Source organism: Streptomyces sp. NPDC005195, from assembly GCF_040608315.1.
GTDB classification, from domain to species: domain Bacteria; phylum Actinomycetota; class Actinomycetes; order Streptomycetales; family Streptomycetaceae; genus Streptomyces; species Streptomyces kaempferi.
On sequence record NZ_JBEXHZ010000275.1, the window covers coordinates 1 to 1995 of the forward strand.

3 pseudogenes are annotated in these 1995 nt (G+C 65.3%); all 3 read right to left on the minus strand.

The annotated features are described in order from the left end of the window. Window positions 1–454: 454 nt before the first annotated feature. Window positions 455–742: pseudogene (locus ABZV34_RS38900) on the minus strand (ISAzo13 family transposase); the annotation flags it as partial. A 174-nt stretch (window positions 743–916) separates the two neighbouring features. After that, window positions 917–1165 (minus strand): annotated as a pseudogene (locus ABZV34_RS38905) (reverse transcriptase N-terminal domain-containing protein); the annotation flags it as partial. Window positions 1166–1845: 680 nt separating this feature from the next. Further along, window positions 1846–1995: pseudogene (locus ABZV34_RS38910) on the minus strand (IS30 family transposase); the annotation flags it as partial.

The window sequence follows — 1995 nt, forward strand, 5'->3', positions numbered from 1 at the left end:
GCCAAGGACTTCGATCTGACCGACCGAGCGGTCACCATGAAGTCCACGATCGCGGCTACCTCGTTGTTCTTGAACAGAACGTTGGGGCCGGCCATGTCGCCGCGCAGGATCTGGACGGTCAGCTGTGGAAGCGAAGCGAGGGTGCGCTCGACGTCCCCAGGATGGCTTGTCGCTCGCGCGCCGCCTGGAGTGCCCACGTCTCGAATTCCCCGAGCCTGGGCATGTGCTGGTACGCATGGATCAGGTGCTCGAAGCGGTTCCGTGAGGCGGCCACGTCGCACACCGCGGCACCAGGTTCCGGGGTGGGTGCGGCGGCGGGGTGAGCGGCGAGCCGGCTGTGGAGGCGGCCCATCTCTGTGCCGACGGCTGCCCATCGTGCACCCGTCAGGCCACCTTCGGCGGTCTCGGTGTGTGGCACGTACGACCACAGGGACATCGGCAGGCGGTAGTGGGTGTCGAGAGTCGCCACCAGAGCGGGGTCGCGCTCGGCGGCGGACTTGCGCCCGCCACCGGGCCTGCGTACTCGCCCTAACGCCTCCGCTCCGCCCGCGAGTTCCTCACGTCCTCGTGCGACGGTCGACTCCGAGACCTCGGCCAGCCTGGCCACGGCCGCGATCCCGCCGTGCCCCAACGCTTCAGCCTCCGAAGCCAGATACAACCGACGCTGACGCTCGTCCAGATGCGGCAGCACCGCCGCGAACTTCACATCCAGCACCGCCAGAACCTCAACCGATATCCCCATGACAGTCGGACCGGCCGGAGGGATTCCGTTGAGCTTCCCGGATTGAGAGTGGGTCGGTCGGGTGAAGTATCCGGCACAGCCGCTTGACGCCGAAGGCGCCACGGTGATCGTCGACGAACTGGAAGCGGCTCCTCAGGAGCCGTAAGGAAATAACTGTCTGTATCGGCCTCGCCTGATTTCCGTTACCCGTCGCACGCTCAGGAGCGTGTTGGAGCGGGACCGGAGCATCAACTTCTGTAAATTGCGAACCTTCTTACGATCCCCTGCCTGCGATGCCGTGAAGATTCTCTGCCGCAGACGCCGTACGTCCTCCTCGACCCGATGCCAGTCAATCGACGCCCAGTCCAGATCTTCGCCCTCGGGTCCGTTCACCGGCGCGGAAGCGGCCGGAAGGGCTGAGGCCGGTCCGTCCGCTATCTGCATGGTGTCCAACTTGCCCCTCGGCTCCGTCGTCTTTGTCCAGTGGTTCTGCACAGGCTCACCCGGCCCACGTCAGCACCCTTTCGGGTCCGGGCAGATCCCCCGTATCCGGACGGTTATGCGGGGCGACCGGCGGAGAGTCCGATCGTCTGCCCCGGGTTCCCGAGTCCTTTCGGCTTCCGGCGTTGGCTTCTTGGGCCGTCCTGTTCCCGCTGGGGAATTGAGCCTCCCTTACAGTCTGCTGACCGGGCCAAGAGCGGTCCGGACCCCAACGGGGTTTCCACGTTCCACACGAATGAGATACGACCGGGGTGGGTGCTCCCTTTACTCCGAGGCGGCGGTGTCCACCTGCCCGGAGTGACCTCTACCAGCCAGCGCCTGCCGCTTCTCAACGGCTAGCCATGCACCCCACTCACGCATTCCATCGGCGGGGCTTGGGATCACGAGGCATCATCGGGAGTTCATGTACTTCACCCGTCCGGCCTTCCCCTTGCCGGTAACTCCCGGATGGAACGGAAGTCCTTGGACTTTCCCCTGAGCTTCGCACCACGCCGTTACCGGCATCGCACGTCAAGGGCGGGGACGGGTTATACGGACACAGACCCGTGACTGCACCTACAGCTTCGTCAACTGCCTCTCCAATCGGTCAGTCCACTCAAATTCGTGCGACTTCGTGTCGCACGATCGCCTTCCCAATGTCCCGGGACCGCGCGGTCCGCGGCTTCTGCAGGACGTTCGCTGAGGACGACATCCACGGTGACATGCCCTTGCGGCTTGTTCCGTGACCTCGACCGAGGCTCTCGAAGTGCCCGCCCGGTGCGCAGGCAGGCGAC